Genomic DNA, 16,816 nt, shown 5'->3' on the forward strand with positions numbered 1-16,816 from the left:
AAAAATAGTAGCAATGAGTTTGAATTTAAGGAGCGCGTAGCTCCTTAATTATTTGTTGGCAAATTGATATAAGGTTATAAACATGAAAAAGTTGGATGAGCTTTATCGTGGTAAAGCAAAAACTGTTTACGCAACAGACAACCCTGAGTTATTAATATTGGAATTTCGTAATGATACTTCTGCTTTTGATGGTTTACGTATTGAGCAGTTAGATCGTAAAGGAATGGTCAATAATAAATTTAACTTTTTTATTATGACTAAACTACGTGACGCAGGTATACCAACTCAAGTTGAAGCCTTGTTGTCGGACAACGAAGTTTTAGTAAAAAAACTCGATATGGTACCAGTTGAATGCGTCGTTCGTAATCGTGCTGCAGGTTCTTTAGTTAAACGCTTAGGCGTTGAAGAAGGTAAAGTACTGAATCCTCCAACGTTTGAATTATTCCTAAAAAACGATGCACTTCATGATCCTATGGTCAACGAATCTCACTGTAAAGCTTTTGGTTGGGCGACAGATGAGCAATTAGCTACGATGAAAGAACTCAGCTTTAAAATTAACACTATTTTGACAGATATATTTGATAAAGCAGGTTTAATTTTAGTTGATTACAAACTTGAATTTGGGTTATTCAAAGGGGAAATCACTTTAGGTGATGAGTTTTCACCTGACGGTTGCCGTCTATGGGAAAAAGAGACATTGAAAAAAATGGACAAAGACCGTTTTCGACAAGGTTTAGGTGGGGTTATTGAAGCTTATGAAGAAGTGGCAACACGAATTGGTGTTCCGTTGTAATGTTTGCGCAGTTTGATATTTCTTTTTTTCTACTTTTAGGTCTCGCAGCACTGTGTTATTTAACTCATAATAACACAGTGACTTTTGCAGTACTCTTACTGCTAATGTTTAAACTTACACCGTTAGCGGCTTACTTTCCATTTTTAAATAAATATGGTTTAACTATTGGTATTGTGATCCTAACTGCTGCTATGATGGTTCCGTTAGCCGATGGTTCATTAAAAGTCGCTGATATTTTAAAATCATTCACCACATGGCAATCTCTCGTTGCCATAGCTGTAGGCATTTTAGTGTCATGGCTAGGTACTCGTGGCATATCGTTAATTGGTGCTCATCCTACTATTGTTAATGGTTTAATCATTGGCACACTTATAGGTGTGGCGTTTTTCAAAGGCGTTCCTGTCGGACCTCTCATTGCCGCTGGCATATTGTCACTGTTGATTGGTAAAAATTAACTCATGTCATGCCTTAAAAGCACACGAACATTATGGGTGTTACAGGGTGAAGCAACACAATTATTTGAGCAACTTAATCACACCATAACGACAAATTTTGGCGATTGGATAACCGTTACCAGTCAGCCAAATGTGCCTGATTTTTTGCCAAATACTCTTTTACCTACCAAAACCAAACAGCTATTAGGGCAAGAGTATCTGCATGCAATATTTGATGCAACAATAGGATTTAATCTTGATGCGTTTGCAATGTTAACCGGTACATTGGTTAAAGGCAGTCTGCTGATTTTATTATTACCGAAGCAACTTGAAACTTGGCAAGACCAAGATAGTTTACGCTGGAATGAAGCCAATATCCCCATTACTGTGCCGAATTTTGTAAATCATTTGCTAAAAACACTTGCAGAATTTGATATAGCAATTGAGCACACTGTCTTATCATCACGCAGTAATCTGCCATTATCAAAATGGTCGGACATCGACACGCAAGCTTGCGATTTAACTCAGCAGCAAATGACGTTACAAAAATTATTGAACAGTAAACAAAACATCAATGTCGTTATTGCTAAACGCGGTCGTGGTAAATCGGCTTTGGCAGGATTATTTAGTCATAACAAGAACTGTATTGTGACTGCACCGAATAAAGCGGCACTCAATAGCTTTTTTGTCTTTGCTAACTCAAACACTCCGTTTTATGCGCCTGATGAGTTAATCGCTTGGCAACATAACGATTTTGCTGATTATTTAATTATTGATGAAGCAGCCATGATACCGCTTCCCATGCTTGAACAATTACTGCATTTAGCTAAGACTAAAAACAGTCGAATATTACTCACTACCACGGTTGAAGGATACGAAGGGACAGGGCAGGGTTTTTTATTAAAATTGCTCGAAAATAGATCATATCAGTTTTTTTATCTTGATAACCCCATCCGTTGGCAAACGGGTGACAAATTAGAGTTATTTTGCGATCGGTTATTGTTAAATGGAATATTGGAAGAGAAAGAAAACCAAATAGCAATTGATTCATCCATAAACTACAGTATACTCGATCGACATAATATAAACGCGTTAACATCGATCTTTTACCTTTTAAAAAGTGCTCATTATCAAACCACATTAGTCGATTTACGGCGCCTTTTTGATGCGCAAAATTTATCGGTTTGGCAAGCCACGGTCAATAATGACTTATCCCAAAATCATCCAATAACAACTCAACAGATCGCTGCGGCAATTACGTTAAATGAAGGCAATTTATCCGATTCACTCATTGAGCAAGTGTGGCTTGGTACGCGCCGTCCTAAGGGTAATTTAGTCGCGCAATCATTAGTCGCCCATGCAGGTGAAAAACTGGCAGCCAAATTACGCTCGGTACGCATCAATCGTATTGCGGTGATTGACTCTTATCGTCGACAACATGTTGCTAAAAAACTGGTACAAGCGATATACGATGAAGCGAATCACCAAAATATCGATTATTTATCGGTGAGCTTTGCGTACAGTCAGCCTAATTATCAATTTTGGATGGCATGTGGGTTTAATTTGGTGCACGTTAGTAGCCATAAAGAGACCCGTAGCGGCAGTTATTCCGTTATGGCGATTAAACCTTTAACCCAGTTAGGACAGCAATTATCTGATCAATTGCAACAGAAACTTGTACGCAATGCTTACTGGCTTAAAGATATTATCGAATTACCATTTAACGATATGATTACTTTTGATAATAATCAATCCTTAACTGCACAAGACTGTAGTGAATTAGCTGGTTTTTGTGATTACTATCGTCCATTTGAAGCGACTTATCCTGCACTTTGTCGATTAAATCTTTATGCACATCAACATCAGCAATACTTAACATTACCGATGTTATCAGCCTTAATTGATAGCAAAAATAATCAGATGGATGTTATTAATCGTTATCAATTAGCGGGAAAAAACGCGTTAATGCAAGCCATCAAATACGAAGTTAAAACTTGGTTAGCGAATAATCAACGGACTTTAATACTAAAATAATGCAATAGTAAATAAAATAGCCAGTAAATATAATTAAACGTTATTGAGCTTAGTAGGCGGTATGTTTAAAATATCGCACTGTTTATTTAAAACGATATATTAATGTATTACCAGTTTATACCTACTTGAGGTATTGACTGACTTGTAAATAAAAAGGAACCAAATGTGACGTCTAATCAATTAGATAATAATACCCAGCATCGACATTCCCACACGCAATCACGCCCGAAAAATTATCAAGCTAGAAATGGGTTTGAATATTTTTTTAAAGGTTGGTCGTTAGCTTTTAGTCCAGGTATTAAGAAATTTGTTTTTTTACCCCTACTTGCCAATATTGTATTAATGTCGGCGCTGTTTTATTGGTTTTTTACCGTTCTTAGTGGCATGGTCGATTGGGGATTGTCTTATGTACCAAGCTGGTTACAGTGGTTAGGATACATCATTGTATTTATTGTAATCCTAACGCTGGTGATTTTATTTTGTTATTTTTTCAGTACGGTGACTAACTTTATTGCTGCTCCTTTTAATGGAATATTAGCAGAACAAGTTGAAGCGCAATTAACAGGTATGCCTGCACCCGATACAACATGGATGAGCTTAATTAAAGATTTACCGCGAATATTAAATCGTGAGCTGCAAAAATTAGGTCATTATCTTTTATGGGCTATTCCTATTTTACTTACCTATTTTATCCCCGTCATTGGACAAACGGTTACGCCAGTGGTATGGTTTTTATTTACCGCTTGGCAAATCAGCATTCAATATGCGGACTATCCATTTGATAACCACAAAATTAAGTTCCACCGCATGCGCGAACTTTTAAAGCAAAACAAAGTCGACAATTTGATGTTTGGTGGTTTAGTTAGCTTTTTTACTATGGTACCGCTGCTGAATTTGATTGTGATGCCCATTGCTGTCTGTGGTGCAACAGCAATGTGGGTAGATCGTTACCGTCATCAAGCTGTATTTGAAAGTGCCAACCAAGATTTTCGGTAACGTTTAGTTTATTTGTTTGATTTATTTGATGATGACCAATCGTCATCATCATCACTATAAGGTATGGGTTTTATCCCGTTCTTTTTTTCCAGATAATTTTTATAACTCAGTCGATTCAGTGCTTTAATGCCGTTGATAAAAATTCCAATTAAGATAATTAAAATAATCCACCAATAATCTTTAAGCCATGCCATATTATCTCCTTTTAGATAAGTGAAACGGGCTTAATTATGCCAGTAATAAAATCTCTAAAATACGTCTATAGATTGCGGTTAAATTAATAATATCTTGGCAGTGGGTATTTTCGTTGACTTTATGGATAGTTTTGTTAACCACACCAAGCTCAATGACTTGGCAACCCATTTTAGCAATAAAACGCCCATCTGATGTCCCACCACTGGTTGAGAGGCGGGTATCTGTTCCCGTAATGTCCTTAATAGCATTGGCAGCGGCATTGGTTAGCTCGCCTTGTGGGGTTAAAAAAGGATGACCTGAAAGACGCCAATTTAAAGTATAGTTTAGATTATACTTTTGAAGAATCTGTTCAACACGTTCTTTAATTTGTGTGTCGGTAAGTTCACTGCTATAGCGAAAATTGAATTGAACACTCAGATCGCCAGGTATTACATTTTCTGCCCCTGTTCCGCCATTGATATTTGCAACTTGCATGGTAGTTTGTGGAAAATAGTCATTGCCATTATCCCAAATTGTGCTGACCAATTCATTTAAAGCAGGAGCAAAGCGATGCACTGGATTATCTGCTAAATGAGGATAAGCCACATGACCTTGCACACCATGCACGACTAAATTTGCGGTTAATGATCCACGGCGTCCATTTTTAATTTGATCGCCAAGTAAGGTATCGCTTGAAGGTTCGCCAACAATACAATAATCAATGCGTTCATGGCGATGGATTAGTAAATCGACTACTTTAACGGTGCCGTCGGTTGCGTCAGCTTCTTCATCAGACGTTAATAAAAAAGCCACACAGCCGTGATGATCAGGATTGTTTTTAATAAAATCTTCTGCTGCACACACCATAGCCGCAACGCCACTTTTCATGTCTGCTGCACCACGACCGTACAGCACACCATTTTCATCAATGGTAGGCGTAAAAGGCGGATAAAGCCATTTAGTTTCATCACCTGCGGGCACTACGTCAGTATGACCTGCAAACATCAGTGTTTTACTTTTACGATCACCATGAAAAGCCCACAAATTTTTGGTTTGCCCAATATTGATTTCTTCAATGGTAAATCCAATTTTTTTTAAACGTTCGATAATGATGTTTTGACAGTTTTTATCATCAGGACTTATCGATTTTTCAGCAATAAGCGCAGTAGTCAGCGCAATAACAGGTTCATTCATCATAGTTTTGTTCTTATTTTGATTGCGAAATAAATTGTGAATAACTTTCGTCAGAAAATCCTAACAAAGCACGCTGACCATCGATCAGTAAAGGACGTTTTAAAATGGAGGGATTGTCTAACATAATTTTTTTGGCGGCTTGTGCATTATTAATTTGGGCACGAACTTGTTCATCTAATTTGCGCCATGTTGTACCGCGCGTATTAAGTAAACTTTGCCAATCAACTATTTGTAAAAAAGTGTCGAGCAGGTCAGCCGATAATCCATCGGTTTTATAATTATGAAACTGATATTGGACATGATGATCATCAAGCCAAGTAAACGCTTTTTTCATTGTGTTGCAGTTTTTAATACCATAGATGATATACATAATTGGGGGGATCCATTTCTTTAATATATTAAAAGATTATAACAGCTATAAGTTATTATCAGCAATTAGGATGATTAATGAGAATATCCGTTCTGATTTTGTTTTATTATATCTAATAAGATTAACGGGTGATAATTGCACCAACCTTAAAAAAGAGGTTAAAATCGTTTTTTCTGAAGATAAGCTGCATTTTTATTTAAAAATAATTGAAAATTTTCTAATTACCCCCATTATTTGACCATTATTTCCATTTTTTACATGAAAATTTGTTTTTTTCTACATTAATGTGTATTAATATTGCGAATCGTTCGCATTTTAATTTGTGCGATAAAAATAAATAAGCTAAATAAACGTAGGAAGTATGATGTCATCTTTAACTCTTAACCACTTGCCGATAGGGCGTGAGGCGGTTATTTCTAGATTTTTACCTAAATCGTTACCTTATCGTCGTAAATTACTGGCTATGGGCATTACACCGGGTTGTAAAGTCGAGGTAGTACGGACTGCGCCACTCGGTGACCCCATTGAGATTAATATGCGTGGATTTTTATTATGTTTACGCCGCCAAGAAGCTTCTTTTATCGAAGTGTTAGAGGTCGGAGTATGAAGATCGCGCTAATTGGTAATCCAAATTGTGGCAAAACAACATTATTTAATTTGTTGACCGGTGCCAAACAAAGAGTGGGTAATTGGCCTGGCGTTACTGTCGAACGTAAAACGGGTCTGTTTGCCTATAATCAGAAGCAATACGATATTGTTGATTTGCCGGGAACCTATTCAATTGAATCCGATCCCTTATGCGTGTCGCAAGATGAGTTAATTGCAAGACAGTTTGTTTTGAGTGAAGATGATTGCATGATAGTCAATATTATTGATGCGACAAATTTGCAACGCAGTTTATATTTGACCTGTCAATTAGTTGATTTGCAATTGCCTATGATCGTTGTGCTTAATATGATGGATGCGGTTAAAGCAATGGGTGAACAGATTAATGTTGCAAAGTTATCTAAATTGCTGGGTTGTCCAGTGGTGGCGATATCATCAAGTAAAAAAATAGGATTGCAAGCACTGTATCAGCAAATTGAAGCGATGACAGTATCTTCCCAAGTAGCTAATCCTTCAATCAATTTGTTGGGGGATGAACAGCAAGCTACTATTGATAGATATATTAATGAATTACCTGAAGACAGTGAACTACGTCGATTTAACCCATGGCAGTTGCAAGATGTGTTATTAGATGATTCACACTACAATTTGGCCCAACTTGAGAGTGAAAAGCTAACAGCTTGTCGTCTGTCACTTTCAGCATGGTGCGATAACGAAATTGATGTAGCGCTAGCATCTGCGCGCTATGATACGATTGATGCGATTTGTAAAACGGTCATTGACAAGCCTCGTGAATTAAATGTTCGCTTTTCAGATATGCTTGACAAAATTACTTTAGGACGCATTACAGGTATTCCATTGTTTTTGTTAACAATGTATATCATGTTCATGTTGTCGATTAATTTTGGATCAGTATTTGTTGATTTTTTTGATGGATTATGTGGCACGTTGTTTGTGGATGGTACAGCACATGTGTTGCAAACCATACAGGCTCCTAGCTGGCTTATTGCCATTTTTGCCAATGGTATCGGGCGCGGTATTCAAACTGTTTCAACCTTTATACCTGTAATTGGGGCAATGTTTTTCTGTATGTCATTTTTAGAAGATTCGGGTTATTTGGCAAGGGCCGCGATGGTTGTCGATCGTGGTATGCGCTGTATCGGTTTGCCGGGTAAGGCATTTGTACCCATGTTAGTCGGTTTTGGTTGTGGTGTGCCAGCCATTATGGGAACGCGTACATTAGAAAGCACGCGCGATCGCATTATGTCAATCTGTATGATTCCATTTATGTCGTGCGGAGCAAGATTGCCAGTATATGCGTTGTTTGCGGTTATCTTCGCACCTAGACATGCTTCATTTATCGTTTTCAGTTTGTATATGTTAGGTGTTGCAGTGGCAATTATCACAGGATTTGTGCTTAAATTTACTTTATTAAAAGGTTCAATTACGCCGTTTATTATGGAAATGCCCGTATATCGAATTCCTACTTTAAGCAGTATGCTCAGTTTAACTTGGCAACGTCTGAAAAATTTCATTTTCAAAGCAGGAAAAGCCATTATAATCATGGTAACTGTATTGAGTTTGCTTAACTCATGGGGACGAGATGGAACATTTGGACATGAAGATTCACAAGATTCCATGCTATCTGTAGTTAGCCAAAAGATTACACCAGTATTTGCCCCAATGGGTATTAATCAACAAAATTGGCCTGCTACAGTTGGTATTTTTACGGGTATTTTTGCCAAAGAATCGGTTATTGCCACCTTAAATTCGCTTTATTCTATGGATGAAACGGATACCACACAACAGGCTGAATCATTTAATTTGTCGCAAGGGATTTTAGATGCACTTAAAACGATTCCTAAAAATCTAGTTGATTTGTCTGATGCTGTTTTAGATCCTTTGGGGTTATCTACTGTTAATGATGATATTGACTCATTACAATCCGATTTAGCAGTGGATTCGTCAGCAGTATCACAAATAAAAAATTCCTTTATGACGCCATCGGTCGCCATAGCTTATTTGATTTTTATATTACTTTATACTCCCTGTGCTGCTGCTTTAGGGGCGGTATATCGTGAAGCAGGTATAAGATGGATGATATTTGTTGGCATTTGGACTTTTATCATTGGTTGGTTATCTGCAACAATTTACTATCAAACAACTTTGATTGGACATTCACAATCGGCAGTTTGGTGGCTTTTAGGATGTGGGGCATTTATGCTAATTATGATTATCACTATGCGGATATTAGGGCGATATTCCATTTTTAATCAAACAATCGTTAGTTCATCATCTAACTCTAAAAATTCATCCTGCTGTTATTAAATAGCAGATCCTTAAAACATCTTATTTAATTAACCATTCAATCATAAATTAAGGAGAAGATGCAGGACATAAACCTGCATCTTTCATTATTATGCTAGTAACTTCAATTCGAGATTATGTGCAACTAAAAGGTCGTGCTGAGCTGCAAGACATTGCCCGACATTTTCGTATACCTAACAGTGCCACAGCACAAATGTTGGATTTTTGGATTAAAAAAGGAAATATTGAGCAAATTACCATAGGGGACAATCAAATCGCATGCACACCTAATCAATGCAAAACGTGTACAGGTTGTAATATCACTCAGCAAAGAGTTTATGTTTGGTTAAATAAATGAGTCATACCTTTTCAAAATTATTATGTTCAAATGTATTTATATTTAACCTTTGATTGAATCATGCAAAAAATTTTACTATAGACACTCTGGTTAGGCAGTACTCTTTGTAATTAATAGCATAAATTATTGCTATATTTTCTTAAAAAATATTTTATTTTCGAGACTTTCATCACATAATTGAATTAATTTATATCTCAAAATATCAAATGATATTAATATGAACTTATGTTCATTTTTTGAATTAAATTGAGGTAAAATAATATGAAACCAATAGCCATTGGCGCTGATGATGCCGCTTTTGAATTTAGAAATAGCATAGTTGATTATTTGACTAAACAAGGTATTGAAATTATTGATTATAGCAGTGACAAACAGGTAAAAAATGCTTTGTATCCTGATGTTGCAAATGCCGTAGCCTGTTCTATCAAAGAGGGTAAGCATGAACGAGGTATCTTGATTTGTGGTACGGGTATCGGTGTTGCCATTGCTGCCAATAAGATACCCGGCATTCGCGCAGCTCAATGTCATGATGTATTTTCGGCTGAGCGTGCTAGAAAGAGTAATAATGCTCAAATTATGACAATGGGTGCTAGAGTAATTGGTGTTGAGCTAGCTAAAAAACTTGTACAAGCATGGTTAAATTCTGAATTTGAAGGTGGTGGTTCGACAGCTAAAGTTGAGCGCATCAACCATTATGATCAGCTCTATAGTAAATAATCACTATTTGTTAGAATTTTTTTGGTTAAAAGCAGATTAAATTTGCAAACAATGAGAACATTTCGATATTTAATTTTACCTTATATTTGTCTGTTTTTTAATCTATTATGTATGCGAAATAGCAATAGGGCACTGTCGTTTTATTTTTGAATAAATGCTATTATATTTTTATTAAACTAAAAGCTGTAGAGGATAAAAGAAGTATGAGTCAATTAGATGAATTTAAAAAATTTACTGTAGTTGTTGCCGATACTGGAGATATCGATTCAATTAAACAATTTTCCCCTGAAGATGCCACTACCAACCCATCCCTTGTACTGAAAGCAGCTCAACTTCCTCAGTATCGCTATCTAATCGATTCTGCTGTAGAAACCGCTAAAAAACTGGGTGGGAGTAAAGAACAACAATTAGTTAATGCGTGTGATCAAGTCGCTGTTAATATTGGTGCTGAAATTTTAAAATTTGTTCCTGGTCGTATCTCGACAGAAGTGGATGCCCGTTTATCATTTGACACACAAGGTTGTATAGACAAAGCACGTCGTATTATTGAACTTTACCAAGCAAAAGGTATCGATAAATCACGTATCTTAATTAAAATCGCTTCTACGTGGGAAGGGATTAAAGCAGCAGAAATTCTTGAAAAAGAGGGGATTAACTGTAATTTGACATTACTTTTCTCATTTGCACAAGCAAGAGCATGTGCTGAAGTAAATGCCTTTTTAATTTCTCCATTTGTTGGCCGTATCTATGATTGGTATCAAGCTAAAAAACCAATCGATCCTTATGTTGCAGACGAAGATCCTGGTGTAGTTTCGGTTCGTAATATCTTCAATTATTACAAACAACATGGTTATAAAACGATTGTGATGGGCGCAAGTTTCCGTAAAGTTGATCAAATTTTAGCATTAGCGGGTTGTGACCGTCTAACCATTGCACCGAGTTTGCTTGCTGAAATGCAGCAATCAACAGCTCCTGTAACACAAAAACTTAATCCAAATCAACCGGTAGTCGATCGCCCAGTACCGATGACCGAGGCTGAATTTAGATGGCAACACAATAGTGATGCCATGGCAGTTGAAAAACTTGCTGAAGGTATCCGTGCTTTTGCTGTTGACCAAGGCAAATTAGAAGATATGATTAGTGCATTACTTTAAACATATAGAATACAAAGGGGAGCTAGCTCCCCATTTTTACATTATTCAATTCGATTTGATTAACAAATTTGGCAGGTGACAGCATTTGTTGCTAAGAATAGTAACTTGCTAGATTAGGAATTTTTAATTAAAAATATTTTGGAGATTACAACATGAATGCAACGACTTTATCTCACCGCGAACTAGCGAATGCGATAAGAGCATTAAGTATGGATGGTGTGCAAAAAGCTAAATCTGGTCATCCAGGTGCACCTATGGGTATGGCCGATATGGCGGAAGTACTTTGGCGTGGATTTTTAAAACATAATCCAACTAACCCTAATTGGGCTGATCGCGATCGTTTTGTATTATCAAATGGCCATGCATCTATGTTGATTTATAGCTTGCTGCATTTAACTGGCTATAATGTCACGATTGATGATCTTAAAAACTTTCGTCAATTGCATTCAAAAACCGCAGGTCATCCTGAATATGGTTATGTTCCGGGTGTTGAAACAACAACAGGCCCGTTAGGACAAGGTATTGCTAATGCGGTAGGTATGGCTATTGCTGAAAGAACATTAGCTGCGCAATTTAATAAACCAGGCCATACCATTGTTGACCATCATACTTATGTCTTTATGGGTGATGGTTGTATGATGGAAGGTATTTCACACGAAGTATGTTCATTAGCAGGTACGCTTAAATTAGGCAAGCTGATTGCATTTTATGATGAAAATGGTATCTCAATTGATGGTGAAATTGATGGTTGGTTTACTGATGATACGGCAAAACGCTTCGAAGCTTATGGTTGGCATGTAATTCGTGGCATTGATGGTCATGATGCTAAAGCTTTAAAAGAAGCCATTGAACAAGCACAAGCAGTAACCGATAAACCGTCATTGTTAATGTGTAAAACAATTATTGGTTTTGGTTCACCAAATAAAGCGGGTAGCCACGAAAGTCATGGCGCGCCTTTAGGTGATGCTGAAATCGAAGCAACACGTAAGGAACTTGGTTGGAATTATCCTGCCTTTGAAATTCCAAAAGAATATTATGATGCTTGGGATGCAAAAGCCAAAGGTAAACACGTTGAAGATGAGTGGAATGCACGTTTTGACGCATATGCTAAAGCTTATCCTGATTTAGCTCAGGAATTTAAACGTCGAGTAAGTGGCGATCTACCTGCTAATTGGCAACAAGTAGCAAAAGATTTTGTGAATAAACTACAAGCAAATCCAGCAACAATTGCAACACGTAAAGCATCACAAAATGCGATTGAAGCGTTTGCTCCTACCTTACCTGAATTTTTAGGTGGCTCTGCCGACTTAGCACCAAGTAATTTAACCATGTGGTCAGGTTCAAAAGAGATTTTAGCCAACCCAAATGGTAATTATATCCACTATGGTGTACGTGAATTTGGTATGTCAGCGATCATGAATGGTATCGCATTACATGGTGGCTTTATTCCTTATGGCGCAACTTTCCTAATGTTTATGGAATACGCACGTAATGCTATCCGTATGGCTGCGTTAATGAAGATTCGTTCATTATTCGTTTATACTCATGATTCTATTGGTTTAGGTGAAGATGGACCAACACATCAACCTGTTGAACAAATGGCAAGTTTACGTGTTACACCAAATGTCAGTACTTGGCGTCCTTGTGACCAAGTTGAATCAGCTATCGCTTGGCAATATGCGATAGAACGCAAAAATGGTCCAACAGCGCTAATCTTCTCAAGACAAAATCTTAAACAACAAGAACGTAGTGCTGAGCAATTAGCTAATGTTTATCGTGGTGGTTATATTCTTAATGATTGTACTGGCACACCAGAATTAATTATCATAGCTACTGGTTCAGAAGTTGAACTTGCTGTTGAGGCATATCATAAACTTACCGAAGCTGGTAAAAAAGTAAGAGTTGTCTCAATGCCATCGACAGATGCATTTGATAAACAAGATGAAACTTATAAAGAATCTGTATTACCATCTTCAGTGACGGCTCGCTTAGCGATCGAAGCAGGTATCAGTGATTATTGGTATAAATATGTTGGTCTTAACGGTAAAGTTGTTGGTATGACAACATTCGGTGAATCAGGCCCAGCCGATCAACTATTTAAAGAATTTGGTTTTACTATTGATAATGTCTTAAATCAGGCGAAAAGTTTATTGAAATAAATTATACTCTGCTTAACAGAATAAAACTTCGCTAATAACTTTAGCGAAGTTTTTTTATGCTTATTTTATGTTCTTTAGAAAACTTATCCTATTTATGAATATTCTCTTATAGATTATTGGGTAATCAATATATCTTAATCTCATGCTTGAAACTGATTATATAAATTTCTATTTTTTAATTAGTTGAAATTTTTCAAACTTCTGCATACCTCAAATACCATACAGTAGAACCCCAATAATTATCTCATTGTTTCAAGGTGTTTTAGAATTCTTATAGAAAAAAGAATAAGGTATTTGATAAATGTTTTATATAAAAATAACTTACCAAGCTTGAATCTTGTCATTTATGTAGCTCAATAAAATACCCTAGGGAATTTTATGTTGTGTATTATCTCAATATCATTCAACTGATCGCAACGTGTGATAATTATCGTTAACTATTATTTTAATTCATTATAGTTAGTGTTGTTTATCGACGTTTTTAAATACTAATGGTGATTAAAATTTGATTTGATGTTTGATTTTTCAATTTATGCTACTATTAGTTAAACATTTGTTATGTTGATTGACTATTGTTAATTATAAAAACTCAATAGGAGTGAGTTATGAGATGGGAAGAAAAGCGAGATTTAGTTAAAATTGCAACTTGGTATTACCAATACGGTTGGACTCAGGCTCAAATAGCTCAGAAGATAGGTATATCACGATCAATAATTTCTAAAAAATTACAAGATGCTAAAGAATTAGGCATTGTTGAAATTTTCATCAAAGATGAAACTGCATATACAGTTGAATTAGAACAGAAGCTTGAAACTAAATTCAAACTAGAAGAAGCGATTGTTGTTGCTACACATAATCTATCTTATGAAGAATCTACAAATTGGTTAGCTAAAAAAGCGGCTTATGCATTGAATAAACGAATTTTAAAAGTTAATAAATTAGGTATTTCGTGGGGAAAAACAATTAGGAAATTTGTTAATGAATTTCCTTATATTACCAATAAAGAATTAGTTATTGTACCTTTGATAGGTGGTATGGGTGCTGAGGAAGTTGACTTACATTCGAATCAAATTTGTTATGATCTTAAAAAAAAGATGCAATGTACGTGTAAGTACCTATATGCACCAGCATTAGTGGAAGATCAAACAATGAAAAATGATCTATGTAAAAATAAATATATAAATGAAGTACTCAATGAAGGTAAAACGGTTGATATGGCGATCGTAGGTATCTCTAATCCTTATCAAAATAGTACTATGGAAGAAATTGGTTATATTAATAAAAAAGATCTTGAAGAGTTTCGTTATTATGATGTAGTTGGCGATTGTAATTCACGTTTTTATACTTCTGACGGGAAAGAAGCAAATAGTCCAATAAATCAAAAAATTATAGGTTTAAGTTTAGATGATTTACGTGAAATTCCAACAGTAGTTGCTATTGTATCAGGTGAAAATAAGGAAAAAGCAGTTATTGCAGCTTTAAATTCTAAGATTATCGATATTATCGTAATGACAGACAAAATGGCTGAGTATGTCTTAAATACTAGTCACTAATGATTCTTTAATTTTTATAGTTAAAAAGCCTCTTTATTTGTATAAAGAGGCTTTTTTTTGTCCAAAATTTAAATTTGTGACAAATGACAATTAGTGTGACAAAAGTCACATAATGTTGATTTGTCAATTGTGGTTATGATTTATTATGTTATCTTTATGATAAATAGTTAATAAACCTATTTAATATTAAATTTAACAAGGAGAATACAAAAATGACCATTTATAGACAATTGTTACAAAGAGAAGAAAATGACAATCCAATTCGAGTTGGGGTTATTGGTGCAGGTCAAATGGGAACAGGAATGATAGCGCAGATAGCAACCATTCCGGGAATGTGTGTAACTGGAATTAGTGATATTAATTTAGAAGCTGCGATACAAGCAGCAAAAGATTATAAAGCAAGCGCCAGTAAGGAAAATAATATTCTTGTTTCTAAAAATTTTAAAGAAGTAATTCAATCAAAAGAGGTTGAAATAATTGTTGATGCTACAGGAGTACCTGAAGTAGGTGCAAAAATTGCTTTAGAAACATTATTAGCCAAAAAGCATTTAGTTCTTCTTAATGTGGAGATAGATATCACAATAGGCCCTTTGATGCATAAACTGTTTAGTGCTGCTGATCTTATCTATACCGGTTCTGATGGAGATGAACCAGCAGCAACACTTGAGATGTATGAATTTGCAAAATCAATGGGAATGGAAGTTCTTGTTGTAGGTAAAGGTAAAAATAACAAATTAAAAATAGAAGCCAATCCTGATACAGCACAAGCTGAGGCTGATTCAAAACATATGTCATCACACATGTTAGCGGCATTCCAAGATGGAACGAAGACTATGGCAGAAATGAATTTACTTTCGAATGCAATGGGTTTTGTTCCTGATGTAGTTGGTATGCATGGCGTCAAAGGTGATTTAGATTCAGTCCTCAAAGATTTAAACCTTAAAGAAAATGGAGGCGTTCTTAATAAATTTGGTGTCGTTGAATATGTTGATGGTTTAGCCCCAGGTATTTTTGCTATCGTTAAAGGTCAAAATCCTAATGTGAGTAATGAATTAAATTACTTAATGAAAAAAGGTGATAGAGATCATCACATTTTATATCGTCCTTTCCATTTAGCTAGCCTTGAAACACCAATGACTATTGCGAAAGCTATTTTAAATCACGATACCGCTATTGTCCCTTGTGGTGCTCCAGTATCTGAAACAGTTGCAGTCGCTAAAAAGGATATCAAAATTGGCGAACGACTTGATGGAATCGGTGGTTTTTGTGTTCGTGGTGTAATTGAAACTCATGCGGATATGAAGAAAAACAAAAATATCCCAATTGGTCTAATCAGCGGTAATGTTGTTGCCAAACGAGATATACCAAATGGTAAGTTTTTAACTGAAGATGATGTTGTTTTAGATGAAACAACAACAGTTTGGAAATTACGTAAACTTCAAGATGAAGTCTTTAGTTAAAAATATAAGAACTGCTGACTAATAAGATTCAGCAGTTCTTAGCGTTATAAATTAAGTTGTTTTTATGGGGTTTGTAAACATGAATATTGTAATCATCGCCAGTGTTGTTTTTGTTTTACAGTCAATATTGAGTTTAATGCAAATTAGGTATTATCAAAGATATATGTACAACATCACTCAACAATATTCAAATTCTAAAAATTATCATCTTTATTCATCTATTGAACGTAAAAGGTTAGGTTCAAGTGCGATTGTGGTTATGGTGATAGATGAAAACAAAATGGTTAAAGAATGCCAACTTTTAAAAGGAAAATCAATCTTTGCCAAATTTAAACCATTACCAAGATTCTATGGATACCAATTGTCACAAATTTTAACCAATTTAAGAGAAGAAAGTGAAACCAGAAAACTTTCTCTTGAAGAAAAAGCAATTATAAAAATGGGAACAAACCAACTTCCTGTTTAATTTAACTTATTAAAATCTTAGAAGACAACAACAAAGGAGAT

General features: G+C 35.6%; 16 protein-coding genes. 13 read left to right on the forward strand and 3 right to left on the reverse strand.

Annotation, left to right across the window (positions count from 1 at the left end):
- The first annotated feature begins 82 nt into the window (after window positions 1–82).
- The 4 genes from purC (at window position 83) to cysZ (ending at window position 4,257) form a co-directional block, all read left to right on the forward strand.
- The gene (gene purC / locus H3T96_RS02455; RefSeq protein ID WP_086326741.1) at window positions 83–793 is read left to right on the forward strand and encodes a phosphoribosylaminoimidazolesuccinocarboxamide synthase; all 711 of its coding nucleotides are present in this window, start codon (window positions 83–85) and stop codon (window positions 791–793) included.
- On the forward strand, window positions 793–1,248 hold the full coding sequence (locus tag H3T96_RS02460) for a DUF441 domain-containing protein (protein ID WP_086309000.1): 456 nt from the start codon (window positions 793–795) through the stop codon (window positions 1,246–1,248). Before purC ends, H3T96_RS02460 begins: the two co-directional genes overlap by 1 nt.
- Window positions 1,249–1,251: 3 nt before the next feature.
- Window positions 1,252–3,261, forward strand: coding sequence for a GNAT family N-acetyltransferase (locus H3T96_RS02465; RefSeq protein WP_144091140.1), 2,010 nt, complete (start codon window positions 1,252–1,254; stop codon window positions 3,259–3,261).
- Between the two features lie 165 nt (window positions 3,262–3,426).
- The gene (gene cysZ / locus H3T96_RS02470; RefSeq protein WP_144091142.1) at window positions 3,427–4,257 is read left to right on the forward strand and encodes a sulfate transporter CysZ; all 831 of its coding nucleotides are present in this window, start codon (window positions 3,427–3,429) and stop codon (window positions 4,255–4,257) included.
- An 8-nt stretch (window positions 4,258–4,265) separates the two neighbouring features.
- On the opposite strand, the gene H3T96_RS02475 is transcribed toward cysZ, so the two are convergent.
- From H3T96_RS02475 to H3T96_RS02485, 3 genes are read right to left on the reverse strand one after another with little or no spacing between them, the layout of a single operon-like run.
- Window positions 4,266–4,451: a YpfN family protein gene (locus H3T96_RS02475; RefSeq protein WP_025315793.1), complete on the reverse strand. Its 186-nt coding sequence runs from the start codon at window positions 4,449–4,451 to the stop codon at window positions 4,266–4,268.
- 34 nt (window positions 4,452–4,485) lie between these two features.
- Window positions 4,486–5,625: a succinyl-diaminopimelate desuccinylase gene (dapE, locus tag H3T96_RS02480; protein ID WP_144091253.1), complete on the reverse strand. Its 1,140-nt coding sequence runs from the start codon at window positions 5,623–5,625 to the stop codon at window positions 4,486–4,488.
- A 13-nt stretch (window positions 5,626–5,638) separates the two neighbouring features.
- Window positions 5,639–5,995 carry an ArsC family reductase gene (locus H3T96_RS02485; RefSeq protein ID WP_144091143.1) on the reverse strand — a complete coding sequence of 119 codons (357 nt, stop codon included), beginning with the start codon at window positions 5,993–5,995 and terminating at the stop codon, window positions 5,639–5,641.
- Between the two features lie 364 nt (window positions 5,996–6,359).
- Here H3T96_RS02485 and H3T96_RS02490 point away from each other — a divergent pair, with 364 nt between their 5' ends.
- From H3T96_RS02490 to H3T96_RS02530, 9 genes are all read left to right on the forward strand, one after another.
- Complete coding sequence (locus H3T96_RS02490; RefSeq protein WP_086326735.1) at window positions 6,360–6,602, forward strand: FeoA family protein; 243 nt, start codon at window positions 6,360–6,362, stop codon at window positions 6,600–6,602.
- The gene (gene feoB / locus H3T96_RS02495; RefSeq protein ID WP_144091145.1) at window positions 6,599–8,929 is read left to right on the forward strand and encodes a Fe(2+) transporter permease subunit FeoB; all 2,331 of its coding nucleotides are present in this window, start codon (window positions 6,599–6,601) and stop codon (window positions 8,927–8,929) included. The genes H3T96_RS02490 and feoB overlap by 4 nt, the downstream gene beginning before the upstream one ends.
- Window positions 8,930–9,020: 91 nt before the next feature.
- A complete protein-coding gene (locus H3T96_RS02500; RefSeq protein WP_144091147.1) occupies window positions 9,021–9,266 on the forward strand; it encodes a FeoC-like transcriptional regulator in 246 nt (81 codons plus the stop codon).
- A gap of 261 nt (window positions 9,267–9,527) precedes the next feature.
- Entirely contained in the window at window positions 9,528–9,983 is a 456-nt protein-coding gene (gene rpiB, locus H3T96_RS02505; protein ID WP_144091149.1) for a ribose 5-phosphate isomerase B, read from the forward strand.
- A gap of 203 nt (window positions 9,984–10,186) precedes the next feature.
- On the forward strand, window positions 10,187–11,137 hold the full coding sequence (gene tal, locus H3T96_RS02510; RefSeq protein WP_086327320.1) for a transaldolase: 951 nt from the start codon (window positions 10,187–10,189) through the stop codon (window positions 11,135–11,137).
- Window positions 11,138–11,289: 152 nt separating this feature from the next.
- Window positions 11,290–13,296, forward strand: coding sequence for a transketolase (tkt, locus tag H3T96_RS02515; RefSeq protein ID WP_144091151.1), 2,007 nt, complete (start codon window positions 11,290–11,292; stop codon window positions 13,294–13,296).
- A gap of 605 nt (window positions 13,297–13,901) precedes the next feature.
- Window positions 13,902–14,849 carry a sugar-binding transcriptional regulator gene (locus H3T96_RS02520; RefSeq protein ID WP_065738983.1) on the forward strand — a complete coding sequence of 316 codons (948 nt, stop codon included), beginning with the start codon at window positions 13,902–13,904 and terminating at the stop codon, window positions 14,847–14,849.
- Between the two features lie 212 nt (window positions 14,850–15,061).
- The gene (locus tag H3T96_RS02525; protein ID WP_086327660.1) at window positions 15,062–16,309 is read left to right on the forward strand and encodes an NAD(P)H-dependent oxidoreductase; all 1,248 of its coding nucleotides are present in this window, start codon (window positions 15,062–15,064) and stop codon (window positions 16,307–16,309) included.
- Between the two features lie 79 nt (window positions 16,310–16,388).
- Window positions 16,389–16,775 carry a transcriptional regulator GutM gene (locus tag H3T96_RS02530; protein WP_186279198.1) on the forward strand — a complete coding sequence of 129 codons (387 nt, stop codon included), beginning with the start codon at window positions 16,389–16,391 and terminating at the stop codon, window positions 16,773–16,775.
- Window positions 16,776–16,816: the final 41 nt, after the last annotated feature.

Source organism: Gilliamella sp. W8136, assembly GCF_016101285.1.
Taxonomy (GTDB): domain Bacteria; phylum Pseudomonadota; class Gammaproteobacteria; order Enterobacterales; family Orbaceae; genus Gilliamella; species Gilliamella apicola_N.

What these genes read in the sequence shown, in the direction of transcription:
- rpiB (WP_144091149.1), top strand. Translation starts at nt 9,528, where the DNA reads ATGAAACCAATAGCCATTGGCGCTGATGATGCCGCTTTTGAATTTAGA.
- tal (WP_086327320.1), top strand. Translation starts at nt 10,187, where the DNA reads ATGAGTCAATTAGATGAATTTAAAAAATTTACTGTAGTTGTTGCCGAT.
- H3T96_RS02460 (WP_086309000.1), top strand. Translation starts at nt 793, where the DNA reads ATGTTTGCGCAGTTTGATATTTCTTTTTTTCTACTTTTAGGTCTCGCA.
- purC (WP_086326741.1), top strand. Translation starts at nt 83, where the DNA reads ATGAAAAAGTTGGATGAGCTTTATCGTGGTAAAGCAAAAACTGTTTAC.
- feoB (WP_144091145.1), top strand. Translation starts at nt 6,599, where the DNA reads ATGAAGATCGCGCTAATTGGTAATCCAAATTGTGGCAAAACAACATTA.
- H3T96_RS02530 (WP_186279198.1), top strand. Translation starts at nt 16,389, where the DNA reads ATGAATATTGTAATCATCGCCAGTGTTGTTTTTGTTTTACAGTCAATA.
- tkt (WP_144091151.1), top strand. Translation starts at nt 11,290, where the DNA reads ATGAATGCAACGACTTTATCTCACCGCGAACTAGCGAATGCGATAAGA.
- H3T96_RS02500 (WP_144091147.1), top strand. Translation starts at nt 9,021, where the DNA reads ATGCTAGTAACTTCAATTCGAGATTATGTGCAACTAAAAGGTCGTGCT.
- H3T96_RS02525 (WP_086327660.1), top strand. Translation starts at nt 15,062, where the DNA reads ATGACCATTTATAGACAATTGTTACAAAGAGAAGAAAATGACAATCCA.
- H3T96_RS02485 (WP_144091143.1), bottom strand. Translation starts at nt 5,995, where the DNA reads ATGTATATCATCTATGGTATTAAAAACTGCAACACAATGAAAAAAGCG.
- H3T96_RS02465 (WP_144091140.1), top strand. Translation starts at nt 1,252, where the DNA reads ATGTCATGCCTTAAAAGCACACGAACATTATGGGTGTTACAGGGTGAA.
- H3T96_RS02520 (WP_065738983.1), top strand. Translation starts at nt 13,902, where the DNA reads ATGAGATGGGAAGAAAAGCGAGATTTAGTTAAAATTGCAACTTGGTAT.
- dapE (WP_144091253.1), bottom strand. Translation starts at nt 5,625, where the DNA reads ATGAATGAACCTGTTATTGCGCTGACTACTGCGCTTATTGCTGAAAAA.
- H3T96_RS02490 (WP_086326735.1), top strand. Translation starts at nt 6,360, where the DNA reads ATGTCATCTTTAACTCTTAACCACTTGCCGATAGGGCGTGAGGCGGTT.
- H3T96_RS02475 (WP_025315793.1), bottom strand. Translation starts at nt 4,451, where the DNA reads ATGGCATGGCTTAAAGATTATTGGTGGATTATTTTAATTATCTTAATT.